This is a genomic window from Streptomyces sp. NPDC001544, assembly GCF_042894285.1.
Taxonomy (GTDB): Bacteria; Actinomycetota; Actinomycetes; order Streptomycetales; family Streptomycetaceae; genus Streptomyces.
Genome location: NZ_JBIAVN010000001.1, coordinates 817,728 through 836,518, shown reverse-complemented (window position 1 = coordinate 836,518; position 18,791 = coordinate 817,728). Strand labels below are relative to the sequence as shown.

15 protein-coding genes are annotated in these 18,791 nt (G+C 71.9%); 11 read left to right on the top strand and 4 right to left on the bottom strand.

The genetic code is table 11. From position 1 onward, the window contains the following. Window positions 1-34: 34 nt before the first annotated feature. Complete coding sequence (locus tag ACFY0F_RS03780; RefSeq protein ID WP_388788340.1) at window positions 35-2,008, top strand: phosphatidylglycerol lysyltransferase domain-containing protein; 1,974 nt, start codon at window positions 35-37, stop codon at window positions 2,006-2,008. Continuing rightward, a complete protein-coding gene (locus ACFY0F_RS03775) occupies window positions 2,005-2,760 on the top strand; it encodes a hypothetical protein (protein ID WP_388788336.1) in 756 nt (251 codons plus the stop codon). The genes ACFY0F_RS03780 and ACFY0F_RS03775 overlap by 4 nt, the downstream gene beginning before the upstream one ends. Here the strand turns inward: ACFY0F_RS03775 and ACFY0F_RS03770 are convergent. Then, window positions 2,661-3,428, bottom strand: coding sequence for a hypothetical protein (locus tag ACFY0F_RS03770; protein WP_388788334.1), 768 nt, complete (start codon window positions 3,426-3,428; stop codon window positions 2,661-2,663). The genes ACFY0F_RS03775 and ACFY0F_RS03770 overlap by 100 nt on opposite strands. A gap of 81 nt (window positions 3,429-3,509) precedes the next feature. Here ACFY0F_RS03770 and ACFY0F_RS03765 point away from each other — a divergent pair, with 81 nt between their 5' ends. From ACFY0F_RS03765 to ACFY0F_RS03730, 8 genes are all read left to right on the top strand, one after another. Further along, window positions 3,510-4,295, top strand: a complete 786-nt coding sequence (locus ACFY0F_RS03765; RefSeq protein ID WP_388788331.1) for an adenosylcobinamide-GDP ribazoletransferase — start codon at window positions 3,510-3,512, stop codon at window positions 4,293-4,295. Window positions 4,296-4,582: 287 nt separating this feature from the next. Next, a complete protein-coding gene (locus ACFY0F_RS03760) occupies window positions 4,583-6,130 on the top strand; it encodes a leucyl aminopeptidase (RefSeq protein WP_388788328.1) in 1,548 nt (515 codons plus the stop codon). Window positions 6,131-6,437: 307 nt separating this feature from the next. Further along, window positions 6,438-7,826, top strand: coding sequence for a dihydrolipoyl dehydrogenase (lpdA, locus tag ACFY0F_RS03755; protein ID WP_388788325.1), 1,389 nt, complete (start codon window positions 6,438-6,440; stop codon window positions 7,824-7,826). Between the two features lie 73 nt (window positions 7,827-7,899). Continuing rightward, window positions 7,900-9,753: a 2-oxoglutarate dehydrogenase, E2 component, dihydrolipoamide succinyltransferase gene (gene sucB, locus ACFY0F_RS03750; RefSeq protein WP_388788323.1), complete on the top strand. Its 1,854-nt coding sequence runs from the start codon at window positions 7,900-7,902 to the stop codon at window positions 9,751-9,753. A gap of 178 nt (window positions 9,754-9,931) precedes the next feature. Next, window positions 9,932-10,555, top strand: a complete 624-nt coding sequence (locus ACFY0F_RS03745; protein ID WP_388788320.1) for a GntR family transcriptional regulator — start codon at window positions 9,932-9,934, stop codon at window positions 10,553-10,555. 288 nt (window positions 10,556-10,843) lie between these two features. After that, a complete protein-coding gene (aceE, locus tag ACFY0F_RS03740; RefSeq protein WP_388788318.1) occupies window positions 10,844-13,555 on the top strand; it encodes a pyruvate dehydrogenase (acetyl-transferring), homodimeric type in 2,712 nt (903 codons plus the stop codon). Between the two features lie 77 nt (window positions 13,556-13,632). Next, window positions 13,633-14,610: a helix-turn-helix transcriptional regulator gene (locus ACFY0F_RS03735; RefSeq protein WP_388788315.1), complete on the top strand. Its 978-nt coding sequence runs from the start codon at window positions 13,633-13,635 to the stop codon at window positions 14,608-14,610. Between the two features lie 56 nt (window positions 14,611-14,666). Beyond that, window positions 14,667-15,185, top strand: coding sequence for a DUF4240 domain-containing protein (locus ACFY0F_RS03730; RefSeq protein ID WP_388788312.1), 519 nt, complete (start codon window positions 14,667-14,669; stop codon window positions 15,183-15,185). A 3-nt stretch (window positions 15,186-15,188) separates the two neighbouring features. Here the strand turns inward: ACFY0F_RS03730 and ACFY0F_RS03725 are convergent, their stop codons facing one another. Together ACFY0F_RS03725 and ACFY0F_RS03720 are read right to left on the bottom strand one after the other, a co-directional pair. Then, a complete protein-coding gene (locus tag ACFY0F_RS03725) occupies window positions 15,189-15,383 on the bottom strand; it encodes a hypothetical protein (RefSeq protein ID WP_388788309.1) in 195 nt (64 codons plus the stop codon). A gap of 51 nt (window positions 15,384-15,434) precedes the next feature. Further along, window positions 15,435-17,084: a DUF6895 family protein gene (locus tag ACFY0F_RS03720; protein ID WP_388788306.1), complete on the bottom strand. Its 1,650-nt coding sequence runs from the start codon at window positions 17,082-17,084 to the stop codon at window positions 15,435-15,437. Window positions 17,085-17,562: 478 nt separating this feature from the next. Here ACFY0F_RS03720 and ACFY0F_RS03715 point away from each other — a divergent pair, with 478 nt between their 5' ends. Further along, a complete protein-coding gene (locus ACFY0F_RS03715) occupies window positions 17,563-18,171 on the top strand; it encodes a cation transporter (protein WP_388788303.1) in 609 nt (202 codons plus the stop codon). On the opposite strand, the gene ACFY0F_RS03710 is transcribed toward ACFY0F_RS03715, so the two are convergent. After that, window positions 18,117-18,632 (bottom strand): sensor histidine kinase, encoded by a 516-nt coding sequence (locus tag ACFY0F_RS03710; RefSeq protein WP_388788301.1) that lies wholly within the window; start codon window positions 18,630-18,632, stop codon window positions 18,117-18,119. The two genes, ACFY0F_RS03715 and ACFY0F_RS03710, sit on opposite strands and share 55 nt — an antisense overlap. Window positions 18,633-18,791: the final 159 nt, after the last annotated feature.

Here is an 18,791-nt window from a genome sequence, read left to right as displayed (position 1 = left end):
GTTCGCCGTGGCGGCACCCATATGATCCTCCATCATGGGAGATGCCCGAATTGCCGCGGACCGGCAGGCCACCCCGGACCGACCTGGTGAGAACGGGCGGCGGTCCACCGGGGCGTCCCGGCGGGCCGCCGCCCTCGCCGTCTGGTATCTGCGCGCGGTCGCCTTCGTCAACTTCCTCAGCGCCGTCTGGGTCTCCCTGGGCCAGGACGTGCGGCGGCACAACCAGGAGAACCTGTTCACGCCGTACCTGCTGACGGCCGGCTTCGCCTCGGGCGTGTTCACCACCTTCCTGGCGATCACCATGCGCCGCCGCAAGCGGGCCGCGTGGATCCTGAACCTGGTGCTCAGCGGCCTGTTCCTGGCCCTGTTCGCGTTCGCCATGGCGTTCCCGGAGATCCAGCGGTACGCGCAGAACTGGATCTCCCTGTTCCTGTCGGCCGCCTTCGTCGGCGCGCTGCTGGTGGGCCGCCGGGAGTTCTACGCCAAGGGCGACCGGTCCAACCCCAAGCTGGCCGTCACGGTCGCGGTCGGGGGCGGGGTCGTCGCCTCGGTGCTGGCCGCGCTGCTGGTCACGGTCACCAACCAGGCCCCGGACGCGGGGCGTTCGACGTTCGCCGAGCGCTGGCACTACGGCACGCTGCGCCTGATCTCGGTCGCCGCCGACGAGGCGCGGTTCCCGGGGATCACCTCCCCGAACTGGGTCAACGTCGTCATCAACGTGATGAGCACCCTCCTCGTCCTGGCCGTGCTCTACGCCGCCTTCCGCTCGCGGCGTGCCGTGGACCCGCTCACCGAGGACGACGAGAAGCGGCTGCGGGCACTGCTGGACCGGCACGGCGAGCGGGACTCGCTCGGCTACTTCGCGCTGCGCCGGGAGAAGAGCGTGGTGTGGTCGCCGACCGGTAAGGCGGCGGTGGCCTACCGGGTGGTGGGCGGGGTCTCCCTGGCCTCCGGGGATCCGATCGGCGACCCGGAGGCCTGGCCGGGCGCGATCGTGCCGTGGCTGGCCCAGGCGCGTGAGCACGGCTGGATCCCGGCCGTGATGGGGGCCGGCGAGGAGGCGGGCACCGTGTACGCGCGGCACGGTCTCGACGCGCTGGAGCTCGGCGACGAGGCGATCGTGGAGGTCGCCGACTTCACCCTGGAGGGGCGGGCCATGCGGACCGTCCGGCAGGCGTACAACCGGGTGCGGCGGGCCGGGTACACGGTGCGTATCCGGCGGCACGAGGACATCCCGGCCGACGGCATGGCGTACCTGCTGCAGCGGGCGGACGACTGGCGCGACGGGGCGACCGAGCGCGGGTTCAGCATGGCGCTGGGGCGGCTCGGCGACCCCGGTGACGGGCAGTGCGTGATGCTCGAGTGCGCGGACGCGCGGGGCGAGTTGCGGGCGATGCTGTCCTTCGTCCCGTGGGGGCCGCACGGCCTGTCCCTGGACCTCATGCGGCGCGACCGGGACTCGGACAACGGACTGATGGAGTTCATGGTCATCGAACTCCTGCGCCGGGCCGCCGAGATCGGGATCACCCAGGTCTCACTCAACTTCGCCATGTTCCGATCCGTCTTTGAACGTGGCGCACGCCTCGGCGCCGGGCCGGTGCTGAGGCTGTGGCGGTCGCTGCTCAGCTTCTTCTCCCGCTGGTGGCAGATCGAGTCGCTGTACCGCGCCAACGCGAAGTACCGGCCCATCTGGGAGCCCCGGTTCCTGCTCTTCGAGAAGAGCGCGGACCTGCTGCGCATCGGCCTCGCGTCGGCGCGGGCGGAGGGGTTCCTGGGGGGCCTGTCGTCGGATTCCCGTCGTCCGCCCGAAGGGCGGGCCCGGCGGCGCCTGGCGCGTGTGATCGCAAGGCGCCGGAGCGCCCTCGTGGCGGAGCCACGTGGGCGGTTCGGCAACGCCGCGAGCGCGCGTGCCAGGCGCCGCCGGGCAGGCGGGAATCCGACGACAGGCCCCACGGCGCCGGGTTTGCCCAAGTGGTTACACCGGAAGCACTTGGAGGGCCGCAGATGAACCCGCTCGCCCGTCGGCTCGCCCGCTGGGCCCGCGTCGAATGGGGGCTGCTGTACGCCACCGTGCGCGGGCCGCTGCTGAAGGGGCGCCTGCGGGCGGTTCCGATGACGGTCGGGGCGGTGTGCCTGACGGCGGCGGTGCAGCTGGTGCAGAACCAGCCCTGGGGCTGTCGGCCGATACAGGCCGTGGGGGCCGTGCGGGCGGCGGACCCCGTGTGGCTGGCGCTGCTGCGCACTCCGCTCTCCTTGTTCGTGCCGGCGCCGGACCTGCCGGTGTGGGGCGCGCTCGTCCAGATCCTGTGCGTGTTCGGCCTCGCCGAGATCTGTCTGGGCCGGCGGCTGACGCTGGCCATCGCGTACGTGGCCACCCTCGCCGGCACGCTGTACGCGCGCGTCGGCATCGCGCTGGGCCCGCACCACCTGCTGGGCCTGCCCCCCACCGACGCCCAGGTCGTGGACACCGGCCCGTCGGCGGCCGTGGTGGGCGTCGCCGTGTACCTGGGGTGGCGCTACGGCGCGTACGTCACGGCGGGCGGCGTGGCCGCCGCGATGCTGGCGGAGGTCCTGGTGAAGGAGAACCTGGCGGGCAAGGAACACCTGGCGGCCCTGGCGGGCGTGGGACTGCTGTGCGCGGCGGAGACCCTGCGGGAGGGTCAGCGCCGGTCGGGCACCCTCGACGGCGTCGGGTCCGGCCTGCCGCCGATCCAGTCCTGGAAGGCGAGACCCGGGCGCAGCCAGCGCCGGTCGTGGTGATAGTCCCGCAGTACCGAGCGGGCACGCGCCCGCGGTCGGCGGTGGTACAGGCGGCGGGCCCAGTAGGAGCCGGGCCGGGCCAGGCGTACCGCGCCGACCAGGGCGACGACCGGGACGATCACGCCGAAGACGGCGGTGCGGAGCTTGCCCTTGGTCAGGGCGACGAGGGAGAGAAGGAAGTTTCCGGCCACGGTGGAGATGACGGTGCCGCGGTCCTGGAGTTCGCCCTGACTGAGGTCGTTGACGCCGAACGGGGAGAAGCCGACGAGGATCAGGCCGACGAGGGCGGCGGTGAGGACGACGACCTCGACACTCTTGCGGCCGTCCTCGGACCAGTAGACGTCATGGAGGTGCAGGATCAGCGCGAACTCGTCGAGGACGAGTCCCGCGCCGACGCCGAAGACGACGGCGAAGAGCCCTTCACCGAAGGTGTGCCGCTCGCTGGCGGCCAGCCCGAAACCGCCGACGACGGTGAGGACGACCCCGGGGACCACATGGTGGATGTGCAGCCCGCCCGCCCCCGTGACATTGCCGAACGGCCCCTTGCCCGCCCGGATCAGGCGGGTGATCACGCGGGTGACCACGAAGGTCAGGACGAAGGCGCCGAGGGCGAGGAGCAGCGGGAGCTTGCCCGGCTCGATGATGTTCCGGTACCACCAATGTCCCATATGCGCACTTTAGCCCCGGGGGCGTGCCCGGCCGCGGGAGCGGCCGTACCGGCCCGTCCGAGTGCCGGGTAGCCTGCGCCGGTGCTCAAGACCCCCTGGCCGGACGGCCTGCGCTTCGCCTTCGGCACCCTCACCGTGCTCCCGGTCCGGGTGACCCGCTGGGACCGGGAGGCGGCGCGCGGCGGCATGGTGTGCGCCCCGCTGGCCGGCCTGGTGGTCGGCGTGTGCGCGGCCGCGCTCGGTGTGCTGCTGCTCCTCCTCGGCGCGGGCCCGCTGCTCGCCGCCGTCGCCACCGCCGCCGTACCCGCCGCGCTCACCCGGGGCCTGCATCTCGACGGGCTGGCCGACACCGCGGACGGGCTGGGCAGCGGCAAGCCCGCCGAGGACGCGCTGCGGATCATGAAGCAGTCGGACATCGGGCCGTTCGGCGTGCTCACGCTGGTCTTCGTGCTCCTGGCCCAGGTGGCCGCGCTCGCCCAGGCCTACGGCGGCTCGTGGGCGCGGGGTGCGCTCGCCGCCGTCGTCTCGGCCACGGCGGCCCGGCTGGCGCTGACCCTCGCCGCCCGCCACGGGGTGCCGGCGGCCCGGCCGGAGGGGCTCGGGGCCGCGGTCGCCGGGGTGGTGCCGACCGGTGGCGCCCTGGCCGTCGCGGCCGGTGTCGTCACGCTGGCCGGAACGGCGGGCGCCCTCCTCGACGGCTACGGCATCGCCCGCGCCGCGCTCGCCGTGACAGGCGCCGTCGCGGTCGCCGAACTCCTGCTCCGGCACTGCACACGCCGCTTGGGCGGAGTCACCGGCGACGTGTTCGGGGCACTGGCGGAGACCGCGGCGACAACGGCGCTCGTCGTCCTCGCCCTGGGCCGCTGATCGACGGTCAGTTCCCGGCCGCGCCCCCGGCCGAGGGCGGACCGCCCGCGAGGCGATGCCGTCGACGCCCGTGTGGTAAACCCGGGGGGACCGGGCCGTGTACACCCCGCAGGAATGAGCGAACGCGACGACGCGCGTAGGCTCGTCCCGGGTGTTCGCCGACAGGGTGAAGGCCCCGGTCGCAACGCGCCTCCCCAGCTCGGTGCCAGGGCGGTCGCTCCCCGGGCCCGGTCGACCCACCCGCATCGGCCACAGAACTTACATATCGGAAGCGAGATTTCACCACCGTGACTGCTCTCACTCTCAGCACCGCCGCGGTGCCCGGCCTGCGGGCCGACGCGATCGTGATCGGTGTCGCCAAGGGCACTGCGCCCAAGTCTGCGGACCTCGTCGTCGCGCCGGGCGCCGAGGCCGTGGACAAGGCGTACGACGGCAGGCTCGCCGACGTCCTGGACACCCTCGGTGCCTCGGGTGCCGAGGGCGAGCTGACGAAGCTGCCCGCCCCGGCCGGCTTCAAGACGCCGCTCGTCGTGGCGGTGGGCCTGGGGGCGGCGCCGGACAAGGACGACTGGTACGACGCCGAGACCCTGCGCCGGGCCGCCGGTGTGGCCGCGCGCGCCCTCGGCGGTGCGAAGAAGGCCGCCTTCGCGCTGCCCGTCGGCGACGCCGGCGACATCGGCGCGATCGCGGAGGGCGTGCTGCTCGGCGCGTACTCCTTCGACGCCTACAAGGACAACGGCAAGGCCGACCGGTCGTCGAAGGCGAAGAACGGCAAGGGCCCCCTCGCCGAGGCCACGCTGCTCGGCGGCAAGCCGCGGGACGCGGCCCACAAGGGCGCCGTGGCGCGTGCCGCCGCCGTCGCCGAGGAGCTCAACCGGGCCCGCGACCTGATCAACATGCCGCCGAACGACCTCACCCCCGAGGCGTTCGCCCAGGTCGCCGTGGCGGCGGCCAAGGAGCACGGCCTCAAGGTGCAGGTGCTCGACGAGAAGGCCCTGACCAAGGGCGGCTACGGCGGCATCCTCGGCGTCGGCGGCGGCTCGGCGGCCGCGCCGCGCCTGGTGAAGCTGTCGTACACGTCCTCGAAGGCGAAGAAGCACCTGGCCCTCGTCGGCAAGGGCATCACGTACGACTCGGGCGGCATCTCGCTCAAGCCCGCCGGTCACAACGAGACGATGAAGTGCGACATGAGCGGCGCCGCCGCCGTGTTCGCCGCCGTCGTCGCCGCCGCCCGGCTGGGCCTGGAGGTCAACGTCACCGGCTGGCTGGCGCTCGCCGAGAACATGCCGTCGGGCACCGCGGTCCGCCCCGGTGACGTGCTGCGCATGTACAGCGGCAAGACCGTCGAGGTCCTCAACACCGACGCCGAGGGCCGCCTGGTCCTCGCGGACGCCCTGTGGGCGGCCTCGTTGGAGAAGCCCGACGCGATCGTCGACGTGGCGACGCTGACCGGTGCGATGGTGCTGGCGCTGGGCAGCCGCACCTTCGGCGTCATGGCCAACGACGACGCGTTCCGCACGGCGATCGTCGAGGCCGCCGAGGAGGTCGGCGAGGCGTCCTGGCCGATGCCGCTGCCGGAGCACCTGCGCAAGGGCATGGACTCCCCCACCGCCGACATCGCCAACATGGGCGAGCGGATGGGCGGCGGCCTGGTCGCCGGTCTGTTCCTGCGCGAGTTCGTCGGCGAGGGCATCACCTGGGCCCACCTCGACATCGCCGGCCCGGCCTTCAACGAGCAGGGGCCCTTCGGGTACACGCCCAAGGGCGGTACGGGCTCGGGTGTGCGCACGCTGGTGCGGCTTGCCGAGCTGACGGCTTCCGGCGACCTCGGCTGAGTTCGCTTCACAGCTCGGTTCGTCCGCGGTACGGCGGCTGCGTCGCGTGGGAGCTGGTCGCGCCCACGCGGCGGAGCCGCGTGTCGACACAGCCCCGCGCCCCTGGGTGGGCCACCTTGAGCCCCCTGCACATCTGAACGTGGGGCGTCTCACACACCGGCCCCGCGTCTCGGACAGGACTGACAAGTGCGAAGATGGGGCTCGGCAGGACAGGGCCCCCACCACAGGGCCGAAGAAGAGCGGCCGGACACCAGCCGCCGACCGGTCACCGACGACCGGCGTGGCGCACATGCATGGAGGACGTGACGTGGCGAACGACGCCAGCACCGTTTTCGACCTAGTGATCCTCGGCGGTGGTAGCGGTGGTTACGCCGCGGCCCTGCGCGGAGCGCAGCTGGGCCTGGACGTCGCCCTGATCGAGAAGGACAAGGTCGGCGGCACCTGCCTGCACCGGGGCTGCATCCCCACCAAGGCCCTGCTGCACGCGGGCGAGATCGCCGACCAGGCCCGCGAGAGCGAGCAGTTCGGCGTCAAGGCCACCCTCGAGGGCATCGACATCGCCGGGGTGCACAAGTACAAGGACGGCGTGATCTCCGGCCTGTACAAGGGCCTCCAGGGCCTCGTCGCCTCCCGCAAGGTGACCTACATCGAGGGTGAGGGCCGGCTGTCCTCCCCGACCTCCGTCGACGTGAACGGTCAGCGCGTCCAGGGCCGGCACGTCCTGCTGGCGACCGGCTCCGTGCCGAAGTCGCTGCCGGGCCTGGAGATCGACGGCGACCGCATCATCTCCTCCGACCACGCCCTCGTCCTGGACCGCGTGCCGAAGTCCGCGATCATCCTGGGCGGCGGTGTCATCGGCGTCGAGTTCGCCTCGGCGTGGAAGTCCTTCGGCTCGGACGTCACGGTCATCGAGGGCCTGAAGCACCTCGTCCCGGTCGAGGACGAGAACTCCTCCAAGCTCCTCGAGCGCGCGTTCCGCAAGCGCGGCATCAAGTTCAACCTGGGCACCTTCTTCCAGAAGGCCGAGTACACCCAGGACGGCGTCAAGGTCACCCTCGCCGACGGCAAGGAGTTCGAGGCGGAGATCCTCCTCGTCGCCGTCGGCCGCGGCCCGGTCTCGCAGGGCCTGGGCTACGAGGAGCAGGGTGTCGCCATGGACCGCGGCTACGTCCTGGTCGACGAGTACATGCGGACGAACGTCCCGACCATCTCCGCCGTCGGCGACCTGGTCCCGACGCTCCAGCTCGCGCACGTCGGCTTCGCCGAGGGCATCCTGGTGGCGGAGCGTCTGGCCGGTCTGAAGACCGTCCCGATCGACTACGACGGTGTCCCGCGGGTGACCTACTGCCACCCCGAGGTCGCCTCCGTCGGCATCACCGAGGCCAAGGCCAAGGAGATCTACGGCGCGGACAAGGTCGTCGCTCTGAAGTACAACCTGGCGGGCAACGGCCGGAGCAAGATCCTGAACACCTCGGGCGAGATCAAGCTCGTCCAGGTGAAGGACGGTGCCGTGGTCGGCGTCCACATGGTCGGCGACCGCATGGGCGAGCAGGTCGGCGAGGCCCAGCTGATCTACAACTGGGAGGCGCTGCCGGCCGAGGTGGCCCAGCTCATCCACGCCCACCCGACGCAGAACGAGGCGCTCGGCGAGGCCCACCTGGCCCTGGCCGGCAAGCCCCTCCACTCCCACGACTGAGCCTTCGGTCAACGGGCGCGCGACAACTCGCGACGACACAGACTTCCGCAATTCGTTAGGAGCAACCGAAACCATGGCGGTTTCCGTAACCCTTCCGGCGCTCGGTGAGAGCGTCACCGAGGGCACTGTCACCCGCTGGCTGAAGGCCGAGGGCGAACGCGTCGAGGCCGACGAGCCGCTGCTCGAGGTCTCGACCGACAAGGTCGACACCGAGATCCCCTCGCCCGCCGCCGGTGTGCTGGCCTCCATCAAGGTCGCCGAGGACGAGACCGTCGAGGTCGGCGCCGAGCTGGCCGTCATCGACGACGGCACCGGCGCCCCCGCTGCCGCTCCGGCCCCGGCCGCCGAGTCCGCCCCGGTCGCCGAGCCGGCGCCGACCCCCACGGCCGCCCCGGCCGCGCAGACCCCGGCCGCCCCCTCGACCGAGCAGGCCGCCCCGGCTCCGGCTCCGACCGCCGAGGCCACCGCCGGTACCTCCGGCGCCGAGGGCACGGACGTGGTCCTGCCCGCGCTCGGTGAGTCGGTCACCGAGGGCACCGTCACCCGCTGGCTGAAGGAGGTCGGCGAGTCCGTCGAGGCCGACGAGCCGCTGCTCGAGGTCTCCACGGACAAGGTCGACACCGAGATCCCGGCGCCCACCTCCGGTGTGCTGCTGGAGATCGTGGTCGGTGAGGACGAGACCGCCGAGGTCGGCGCCAAGCTCGCCGTCATCGGTGCCCCGGGTGCTGCCCCGGCCGCCGCTCCGGCTCCGGCCGCCCCGGCCCCGGCGCCCGCCGCCGAGGCCCCGGCGCCCGCTCCCGCCGCTCCGGCGCCCGCGCCCGCTCCGGCCGCCCCGGCCCCGCAGGCGCCCACGGCTCCGGCCCCGCAGCAGGAGACCACCCCGGCCCCCGAGCCGGTGCCCTCCGCTCCGGCGCCCGCTCCCGCCCCGGCTCCGGCTCCGGCTCCGGTGACCCCGGCCACCGCGCCCACCGCGCCGACCGCCACCCAGGCGACCGACGAGGGCGCCTACGTGACCCCGCTGGTGCGCAAGCTCGCCGCCGAGAACGGCGTCGACCTGGCCACCGTCAAGGGCACGGGCGTCGGCGGCCGCATCCGCAAGCAGGACGTCATCACCGCCGCCGAGGCCGCGAAGGCCGCCGCCGCTGCCCCGGCTCCGGCCGCTGCCGCCGCTCCGGCCAAGAAGGCCCCGGCGCTCGAGGCCTCCCCGCTGCGCGGTCAGACCGTGAAGATGCCGCGGATCCGCAAGGTCATCGGCGACAACATGGTCAAGGCCCTGCACGAGCAGGCCCAGTTGTCCTCGGTCGTCGAGGTCGACGTCACCCGCCTGATGAAGCTGCGCGCCAAGGCGAAGGACTCCTTCGCGGCCCGCGAGGGCGTCAAGCTCTCCCCGATGCCGTTCTTCGTCAAGGCCGCGGCGCAGGCGCTGAAGGCCCACCCGGTCATCAACGCCAAGATCAACGAGGCCGAGGGCACGATCACCTACTTCGACTCCGAGAACGTCGGAATCGCGGTGGACTCCGAGAAGGGCCTGATGACCCCGGTCATCAAGCACGCGGGCGACCTCAACATCGCCGGCATCGCCAAGGCCACGGCGGAGCTGGCGGGCAAGGTCCGCGCCAACAAGATCACCCCGGACGAGCTGTCCGGCGCGACCTTCACCATCTCCAACACCGGCTCCCGTGGCGCGCTGTTCGACACGATCATCGTGCCGCCGGGCCAGGTGGCGATCCTCGGCATCGGTGCCACGGTCAAGCGTCCGGCCGTCATCGAGACCGAGGAGGGCACGGTCATCGGTGTCCGCGACATGACGTACCTGACCCTCTCCTACGACCACCGCCTGGTGGACGGCGCCGACGCCGCCCGCTACCTGACGGCGGTCAAGGCGATCCTGGAGGCGGGCGAGTTCGAGGTCGAGCTCGGCCTCTGACTCTCCTGATCAGGCAGTGCGGCACCCCGTCCGGGTCTTCCCGGGCGGGGTGTTCGTGTTTGTCGGGGTGCTCACCGTGTAAGGCTCGTCTCACCTGCGCAAAAGCGCCCCCATGCGCCCCACCCGCGGAGCGAACCGGCCGTATTGTCTAAACGTCAGCCCTCCCTAAGGAGCCCCCATGACCGCGCCCGTCGTCCACTCGCTGCGCGAGCAGATCCGCGAGCACATCGTGGAGGGGATCGTCAGCGGGCGCTGGCAGCCGGGCGAGCGGATCGTCGAGCGGCGGATCGCCACCGAGCTGGAGGTCAGCCAGACCCCCGTACGGGAGGCCCTGCGGGAACTGGAATCGCTGCGCCTGATCGAGTCCGCGCCGAACAAGGGCGTACGGGTGCGCAATCTGACCGCGGCCGACCTGGAGGAGAGCTACCCGGTCCGGGCCGGGCTGGAGGCCATAGCGGCGGAACTGGCGGCCGGCCGGCTCGCCGAGGACTGCTCCGCCCTGGAGCCGCATGTCATCGCGCTCTACGACGCCGACCGCGACGCCGACGGCACGGGCCAGGTCCGCCACACGGTGGGCTTCCACCGCGAGTTGGTCCGCGCGGCGGGCAACTCGGTACTGCTGCACACCTGGGAGGGCCTCGGCATCGAGGTGTTCACCGCCCTCTCCATCCGCTGGCTGGGCACGGTCCAGCAGTCGTACGCGGAGGAGCACGAGGAGCTGGTGCAGGCCTTCAAGCGCCGGGACCCGCGGATCGCGGAGCTGGTGAAGGCCCACGTGCTGGGCTGTGCTCCGCGCGCCTGAACCGCAGTCGGGCATCGCTTGGACCGCAGTCGAGCATCCCTGCGCTCACCTGCGAAAACGCCATCCGGCGGCGACACTCGGTGCCCCCGTGGAAGGCACCCCGTGCCGACTTTCTCGTAATCAAGAGGTTTTGCCACTCAACCCTTTGATCGATCATCGATCAGGGAGTTACAGTCCTCGACGGGCTTCCACCCCCGAAGTCCTTTAGCCCTGTCCTGCCAAAGACCAAGGGCACCCCCGAACCCTTCACCGATGAGGGAACCCCCTTCGACTGAGGAAGGCGGCGACATGACCGACCCCCACGCCATCCAGCCGAGCGCGCTCGACCAGCTCCCGGACCGCGACCCGGAGGAGACCGCCGAGTGGCAGGCCTCCCTGGACGCCGTGGCCAGGGAGGCCGGGCCGCACCGCGCCGCGTACCTGATGCGGCGCACGCTGGAGCGTGCCGAGGCGGGCGGTGTCGCGCTGCCGAAGCTCCTCGAGACCGACTACGTCAACACCATCCCGACCGCGGCCGAACCGGCCGTCCCCGGTGACGAGGCGATGGAGTCCCGGATCACCGCATGGAACCGCTGGAACGCGGCCGCCATGGTGACCCGGGGCAGCAAGCACGGCGTCGGCGGCCACATCGCCACCTTCGCCTCGGCGGCCTGGCTGTACGAGACCGGCTTCAACCACTTCTTCAAGGGCAAGGAGTCCGGCGACGCCGCCGGCTCGGGCGACCAGCTCTACATCCAGGGCCACGCCTCCCCCGGTATCTACGCCCGCGCCTTCCTCGACGGCCGGCTGACCGAGCAGCACCTGGACAACTTCCGTCAGGAGGCCGGCGGCAACGGCCTCCCGTCGTACCCGCACCCGCGACGCCTGCCCTGGCTGTGGGAGTTCCCGACGGTGAGCATGGGCCTCGGCCCGCTCTCCGCCATCTACCAGGCCCGCTTCAACCGCTATCTGACGGCGCGCGGCATCAAGGACGTCTCCTCGTCCCACGTCTGGGCCTTCCTCGGCGACGGCGAGATGGACGAGCCGGAGTCCACGGCGGCGCTCGCGCTGGCCTCCCGTGAGGGCCTCGACAACCTCACCTTCGTCATCAACTGCAACCTGCAGCGCCTCGACGGTCCGGTCCGCGCCAACTTCAAGATCGTGCAGGAGCTGGAGGCCCAGTTCCGCGGCGCCGGCTGGAACGTGATCAAGACCCTGTGGGGCTCGGCGTGGGACGAGCTGCTCCAGCTCGACACCACGGGCGCGCTCGTACGACGGCTGCGCGAGGTGCCGGACGCCCAGGTGCAGACGTACCAGACGCGGGACGCGGCCTACATCCGCGAGGACTTCTTCGGCAAGGACCCGGCGCTCGTCGAGATGGCGAAGCTGCTGAGCGACGACAAGATCCTCGAGTGCTTCCACCTCTCGCGCGGCGGTCACGAGGCCCGCAAGGTCTACGCCGCGTACAAGGCGGCCGTCGAGCACAAGGGCGCGCCGACCGTGATCCTGGCCCAGACGGTCAAGGGCCACACCCTCGGTGAGGGCTTCGCGTCGAAGAACGCCAACCACCAGATGAAGAAGCTGACGGTGGACGAGTTCAAGGCGATGCGCGACCTGCTCGACCTGCCGATCAAGGACAGCGACTTCACCGACGGAGTGGTCCCCTACGGCCACCCCGGCGCCGACTCCCCCGAGGTCCGCTACCTCCAGGAGCGCCGCGCGGCCCTCGGCGGTCCGGCCCCGGCCCGCCGCGTCCACCCGCTCGCGCCGCTGCCCGCCCCCGCGGAGAAGGCCTTCGCCTCCTTCGACAAGGGCTCCGGCTCCCAGAACGTGGCCACCACCATGGCCTTCGTCCGCCTGGTCAAGGACCTGGTCCGCGACAAGGAGACCGGTAAGCGCTGGGTGCCGATCGTCCCCGACGAGGCGCGCACCTTCGGCATGGAGAGCCTCTTCCCGTCCCTCGGCATCTACTCGCCGAAGGGCCAGACGTACGAGCCGGTCGACCGCGACCAGCTGATGTACTACAAGGAGGCCCAGAACGGCCAGATCCTCAACGAGGGGATCACCGAGGCCGGTTCGATGGCCGACTTCATCGCCGCTTCCACGTCGTACGCGACGCACGGCGAGGCGATGATCCCGTTCTACATCTTCTACTCGATGTTCGGCTGGCAGCGCACCGCCGACCAGATGTGGCAGCTCGGCGACCAGCTCGGCCGCGGCTTCCTCGTCGGCGCGACCGCGGGCCGCACCACGCTGACCGGCGAGGGCCTGCAGCACGCCGACGGCCACTCCCCGGTGATCGCGGCGACGAACCCGGCGGCGCTGACGTACGACCCGGCGTTCGCGTACGAGGTCGCGGCGATCGTGAAGGACGGTCTGCGCCGGATGTACGGCGAGGCGGCCCCGGGCGAGGACCCGAACGTCTTCTACTACCTGACCGTCTACAACGAGCCCCTGCCGCAGCCGGCCAAGCCGTCGGTCCCCGGCGTCGACGAGGGCATCGTCAAGGGCCTGTACCGCTTCAACACGGCGGAGTCGGCGGGCATCACCCCCGCCGCCAACGCCCCGCGCATCCAGCTGCTGGGCTCCGGCACGGCGATCCACTGGACGCTGAAGGCGCAGGCGCTGCTCGCCGAGGACTGGGGCGTGGCCGCCGACGTCTGGTCGGCCACCTCCTGGACGGAGCTGCGCCGCGACGCCCTGGAGGCCGACGCGGCCCTGCTGCGCGGCGAGGAGCGGGTGCCGTACGTCCGCCAGGCGCTGCAGGGCGCCGAGGGCCCGGTGCTCGCGGTCTCCGACTACATGCGCCAGGTCCCCGACCAGATCGCGCAGTGGGTCGACCAGGACTGGTCCTCGCTGGGCGCCGACGGCTTCGGCCTCTCGGACACCCGTGAGGCGGCCCGCCGCCACTTCGGCGTCGACGCGGAGTCGATCGTCGTCGCGGCCCTCGCCCAGCTCGCGAAGCGCGGCGAGGTCAAGGCGACGGCGGTGAAGGAAGCGCGGGAGAAGTACGGCCTGTAGGTCGTCGCTGGACGGGAGGGGCACGGCGTGGTCGCCGTGCCCCTCCCGCTGTCAGTGCTCCCCGGCATGATGAACGCATGCGCGCCGCCCGCCTGATCAAGATGGTGCTCCTGCTCCAGTCCCGCCCCGCCATGACCGCCGCCGAACTCGCGCGTGAGCTGGAGGTGTCGGAGCGGACGGTCACACGGGACGCGCAGGCGCTGTCGGAGGCGGGGGTGCCGGTGTACGCCGACCGGGGCCGGGCCGGGGGCTACCGGCTGATCGGCGGCTACCGGACCCGGCTGACGGGCCTGGCCCGGACCGAGGCGGAGGCGCTGTTCCTGTCCGGCGTACCGGGGGCGCTCAGACAGATGGGCCTGGAGGACGTGGCCTCGGCGGCCCGGCTGAAGGTGTCGGCGGCCCTGCTGCCCTCCCTGCGGGACGCGCCGCGCACGGCGGCCCAGCGCTTCCACCTGGACGCGCCGGCCTGGTTCCGCGAGCCGGAGACACCGGCGCTGCTGCCCGTGTTCGCCGAGGCGGTGTGGGACGACCGCCGTGTGACGGCGCGCTACCGGCGGGACGGCACGGAGGTGGAGCGGACGCTGGAGCCGTACGGGCTGGTGCTGAAGGCGGGCGTCTGGTACCTGTGCGCGCGGGTCCCCGAGGCCGGCGCCTTCCGCACGTACCGCATGGACCGCTTCACCGCCGCCGAGCCCTCGCGGACCCGTTTCGACCGGGACGAGGACTTCGACCTGCCCGGTCACTGGGCCGAACACGCGGAGAGGTTCGCCCGCTCCATCCTGCGGACCGAGGTGACGGTCCGGCTGTCCGCGGAGGGGATGCGGAGGCTGCCGTACGCGGTCGACCCGGTGTCCGTGCGGGACGCCGTACGGGCGGCGGGCGCCGCGGACGGCGACGGACGGGTGACCCTGACCCTGCGGGTGGAGTCCGAGGGGGTGGCGCACGCCCAGCTCACCGCGCTCGGCCCGGAGGCGGAGGTGCTGGCGCCCGAGGCACTGCGGGCGCGTTTCGCGCTGGACGCGAGGCGGCTGGCCGCGCTGTACTCCTGTCCGTAGCGATCCACCGCACTCCGCGTGCGTCCCCGTGCCGGAGGGCCGATGCTGGAGCCGTGATGGACGAGATGGAGTTCTGGGAGCTGGTGGACGCCACCCGTGACGCCGCCGAGGGCGACCCCGAGGAGCAGGCGGACCTGCTGGTGGACCGGCTCCTGACGCTGGACCCGGAGATGGTCCTGGACTTCGCCCGTCACTTCGAGGCGCGCTACAACCGCGCGTACACGTGGGACCTGTGGGGCGCCGCCTGGGTGCTCCTCGACGGGGCCAGCGACGACGCCTTCGACTTCTTCCGCTGCTGGCTGATCGGCCAGGGCCGCGCGGTCTACGAGGGCGCGGTGCACGCCCCGGACTCGCTGGCCGAGCTGCTGGACGACTTCGACGAGGAGATCGACGGCGACGGCGAGGAACTGGGCTACGCGGCGGACGAGGCGTACGAGCAGCTCACCGGCACGGTGGCACCGGACCTGGGCATCGCCCCGGCACCGGCGGAGCCGGTGGGCACACCGCTGGACTTCGAGGACGAGGGGGCGCTCGCCGAGCGCTACCCCCGTCTGTGGGCCCGCTTCAGGGAATGAGCCTCACACGTCGGCGCGGCGGCGGCCGGTGCTGTCCGACGGGATGTACGCCTGCGCCTGCTCGGCCCGCACCGCGTGGTGCATCGGCGCCTTGTTGGCCTGGTCGAGCGCGGAGGCGGTGACGGCGGCCGGCCCGAGGACGACCGTGGCGACGGCGCAGACGACGGTCCAGGCACTCTTCTTCGTCTCGGTGCTCATCTTGATCCCCACCTTCTGTCAGTGCGTGCCCCTGACGCTAGGGCGGCCCGCTCAGGGGGATCGGTGAGCCGGCTGGGAGGAACCTGTGAGGGCGTCTCGGACGGACGCGAGGGCTGTCACCACGCTGCGGGTCCAGGAGTACTGGGCCTGTGCGCGGGCCAGTTGGTCGTCGGCGGCGGGATGGCCGAACGCGCCGGTGGTGTTCTGCTGGGCCAGGAGGAAGGTGAGGGCGTCCCGGGTGATGCGGTGCTGCCACCATCCGGTTCGGCCGAGGGTGCGGAGGGTGGCCGCGAGCCGGCCCAGATGGTAGGTCTCCATGGCTTCGCGCAGGGCGATGGCGGCCTCCGGAGGGTAAACGCACCGCTCGTGGGGCGTGGGCTGCCGGGGAACGGCCGGGGCGGTCGACGGGCTGAGAAGGCCGAGGCCGACCAGCCGTTGGACACCGTCGGCGGCATCGGCGGGGACGGTGGGCAGCGAGCCGATGGCGTCGGCCGTGGCCTTGAGGAAGTCGTCCAGGGACGGGCAGCGGGTTCCGGCCGCGCGCAGGGCCAGGGCGAACTCTCCGGCGACTTCCATGCCCTGTTCCTGCCACAGAGCATGGGGCGCGTCGGCGAGAAGTGCCGCGTAGTGCCGGAGGGCCGGTCCGGCGAGGTGGGGCTCCCGGATCGCGGCGGCCCCGATGGCGGCCGCCGCGACTCCGGCAAGGCCGACGCGCGGCTCCTGTTCCAGGCTCTGCTCGCACAGCCACACCACGGCGCGCCGCAGCGGCTTCTCCAGGGGGACTTGTGCGGCCGGCGGGTGCGGGCGTGGCGTGCCGAGCCGCCCCGGGGTCCGCCTGAGCAGGCCGGCGAGGGCGGTGACGATGGTGGTGTGGTAGCCCTCCGCCCAGTGCCGGAAGTCCTCGTCCCCTTGGTCCATACGGGGGTGGACGACGCCGTCGGGACCGTTGACCCGTCCGTTTTCTTCCTGAACGGACGTGAGGAAGGCCCAGGCCCGGTCCGCTGCTTCGGAGTCCTCGACACCGAGGCAGTAAAGGCAGCACAGGAGCTCTCCGACCAGGTCGGCGTTCGCGCGGGCTTCGGCCAGGACGAGAAGCGCTTCGAGGATTTCCACGGCTGTGCCGGTGCTGTGGCCGCGGGGCCATACGGGCTCGCGTCGGCCGAAGTCGGTGGCGTAGAAAACGGTGTGGGTGAGGGCGTAGACGTCGCGGTCGGCCAGTTTGAGGACGTTCGGGTTCTGGCAGAGGAGAGTGAACGGCAGAACCGTGTCCATGGCCGGCAGGTCGTGTTCGATACCGCACAGATAAAGGGTGTGGAGCAGGTCCAGTTGGCGGTACGGGATCCGCTCGAACGCCGCCGCGTATCCACCTTGCGCGGCCTGCTGGATGATGCGCCGGAATTCCGGGTCCTCATGGCCGCACAGCCGCAGTGCGGCGTACGTTCCCGCGTACAGCAGCAGAGCCTTCTCGTCGCGTGCCACCATCTCGCGGTACGAGGGCCTGCCGGCGAGGTCCGCGACCTGCTGGAGGATGGCGGCGTAGTCACCGTCGAGGGGTGCGTGGTCGAGTCGGGCGCGCAACCCGACGAGGAACGCCGTCTCGATCAGGGCCTTACGGGTGAACAGGACGGTGTCCGGCCGGTCGTGCCGTGGGACGAGCATGGCCCGGCGCGCAGCGAGCCAGGCGACAGCCCGGTCCTCCACCGCGCGCCTTCGAGATGACCGGACGCCGGGTTGTTGTGTTTCCGTCATCGATCCTCCCGGCAGTCACCTTGATGTGCGATTCAGCGGATCAGTTGTCCGCGGACGAGACGGAGTCCGCTACTTCGTTGGCGACGACCAGGACGTAGCGTTCCCAGGCCAGCACGTAACCGGCCACCTCCTCGAGTTGGCTGACCTGGCCGACCACGCGCTCCAGGGGAACACTGAGATCGACCAGACCGCTGGTTCTGAGGAATTCCAGCGCTTTGCGCGCATCTACCGATGGTGGACAGGACATGGCGAACCTCCTGTGGGAGAGACCAGCATTTCCCGTTCACTATCCGCTCGTTCACCATGACAGCGAAATATGCGAGAAGTAACTCATACAGTCACAATTAACGGCCGGTTTGCTGGAATTCCTGACGGATCTCAAGGACGCCGCAACTTCCCGGCCGGCCGGGAGCTCTGCGAGGATCTCGCGGTGACCAGCATTGATGACACCGCCCGGCGCAGGCTCGTCCGTCGTGGTCTCGCCCTGGAGTACGTCACCCTCGGCTGGAACGTGATCGGCATCGGGGTGCTGGCCGTCGCCGCACTCTCGGCGAGGTCCGTGGCGCTGGCGGGGTTCGGGCTGGACTCCCTGATCGAGATCGGTGCTTCCACCGTCGTGATCTGGGAGCTGTCCGGCAGCGGCGAGGACCGCCGGCGCCGCGCACTGAAGCTGATCGGGGTCGGCTTCGCGCTGCTGGCGGTGTACCTGCTGGGGCAGTCCACCTGGGTCCTGGCCAGTGGTTTTCGGCCCCGCCACTCCTCCTTGGGGATCGGCTGGACGGCGGTGACGGCCGCGGTGATGTTCGCGCTCGCCGCCGGCAAGGCACGCACCGGTGCCGCCCTGGGCAACCCGGTGCTGGAGACCGAGGGCCGGGTCACCCTGATCGACGGCCTGCTGGCCGCCGCCGTGCTGCTCGGCCTGGTGCTGAATTCTCTCGCCGGCCTGTGGTGGGCCGACCCGGCCGCCGGGTTCGTGCTGGTCTCCTACGCTCTGCGCGAGGTCAAGGAGATCTTCTTCGGCCCGCCGGACGAGCGATGACCGCCGGCCGTGGGACCGGGTCCGCGCGGGGACGCGGTGGCGCGGCGCAGTTCGACGCGGGCGTCGAGGCCGGTGCCGGGGCGCAGTTCGACGCGGGCGTCGAGGCCGGTGCCGGGTGCGGGGTGGAGGGTGACGGTGCCGCCGGAGGCGTCGACGAGGTGGCGGACGATGGGCAGGCCCAGGCCGGTGCCGTCGTGGTGGGTGCCGGAGGCGCGCCAGAAGCGGTCGAAGGCACGGGCCCGGTCGGCTTCGTTCATGCCGGGGCCCTGGTCGATGACGTCGAGTCGGGTACCGGGGGTGCGGTGGAGGGTGATGGTGGTGCTGGGCGGGGAGACGCGCAGGGCGTTGGCGAGGAGGTTGTCGATGACCTGTTCCAGGGCGCCGGGGATCGCCCACACGCGGCCTACGGGAGCGCCTGTGATGTCGAGGGCGAGCAGGGCACGACGGGGCAGGGCACGCATCAGGGTGTCTCCGAACAGTGGACGGGGCTTGCGAGTTCGGCGGTCCGTGGAACCGGACCGCCGGGATGGCAACGACCCCAGGAACCCGCTGTCGAGAGACAGCCCAGCAAACGGAGAGCGGAGGACCAGCAGATTGCCAATCTTGCGCTCACGGGCGGG

Bases quoted from the DNA above. Each gene is read 5' to 3' on its own strand.
- ACFY0F_RS03775 (WP_388788336.1), top strand. From the start codon at position 2,005: ATGAACCCGCTCGCCCGTCGGCTCGCCCGCTGGGCCCGCGTCGAATGG.
- aceE (WP_388788318.1), top strand. From the start codon at position 10,844: ATGACCGACCCCCACGCCATCCAGCCGAGCGCGCTCGACCAGCTCCCG.
- ACFY0F_RS03770 (WP_388788334.1), bottom strand. From the start codon at position 3,428: ATGGGACATTGGTGGTACCGGAACATCATCGAGCCGGGCAAGCTCCCG.
- ACFY0F_RS03745 (WP_388788320.1), top strand. From the start codon at position 9,932: ATGACCGCGCCCGTCGTCCACTCGCTGCGCGAGCAGATCCGCGAGCAC.
- ACFY0F_RS03735 (WP_388788315.1), top strand. From the start codon at position 13,633: ATGCGCGCCGCCCGCCTGATCAAGATGGTGCTCCTGCTCCAGTCCCGC.
- ACFY0F_RS03780 (WP_388788340.1), top strand. From the start codon at position 35: ATGGGAGATGCCCGAATTGCCGCGGACCGGCAGGCCACCCCGGACCGA.
- ACFY0F_RS03725 (WP_388788309.1), bottom strand. From the start codon at position 15,383: ATGAGCACCGAGACGAAGAAGAGTGCCTGGACCGTCGTCTGCGCCGTC.
- ACFY0F_RS03730 (WP_388788312.1), top strand. From the start codon at position 14,667: ATGGACGAGATGGAGTTCTGGGAGCTGGTGGACGCCACCCGTGACGCC.
- sucB (WP_388788323.1), top strand. From the start codon at position 7,900: ATGGCGGTTTCCGTAACCCTTCCGGCGCTCGGTGAGAGCGTCACCGAG.
- ACFY0F_RS03710 (WP_388788301.1), bottom strand. From the start codon at position 18,632: ATGCGTGCCCTGCCCCGTCGTGCCCTGCTCGCCCTCGACATCACAGGC.